This window comes from Variovorax sp. 01N429 (genome assembly GCF_056399425.1).
Genome location: NZ_JBFTRG010000195.1, coordinates 1 through 392, shown reverse-complemented (window position 1 = coordinate 392; position 392 = coordinate 1). Strand labels below are relative to the sequence as shown.

General features: G+C 74.0%; 1 protein-coding gene. It reads left to right on the top strand.

What is annotated here, in order from left to right:
• Positions 1 to 37: 37 nt before the first annotated feature.
• The coding region (locus AC1DSF_RS31220) for an aminotransferase class V-fold PLP-dependent enzyme (protein ID WP_478184183.1) at positions 38 to 392 on the top strand (355 nt) is incomplete at its 3' end.

The following is a 392-nucleotide window of genomic DNA, read 5'->3' as shown; positions in this document are numbered from 1 at the left end:
GCGTGGCCCCGTGCCGCGGCGCATTAACGTCGCTTGTGTGAGCTACTTCGACGCCGCTTCCGCCGAGCCTCTGCACCCCGCCGCACGTGCGGCTTTTCTCAGCGCGATGGACGAAGGCTGGGCCGATCCGGCGCGGCTGTACCACGACGGGCGCCGCTCGGGCGTGCTCCTGGACGCCGCCCGGGAAACCGTGGCGAGCGTGCTGGGGGTTCGCCCGGACGAGGTGTCGTTCACCGGATCGGGTACCCAGGCCGCCCAGTTGGCACTGCTCGGCACGCTCGGCGGCCGGCGCCGGGTCGGCGCGCACGCGGTGGTGAGCGCGGTCGAGCACTCGTCGGTGCTGCATGCCGCGGAACTCCACGAGGCGCAGGGCGGCGAGGTCACCCGGGCGG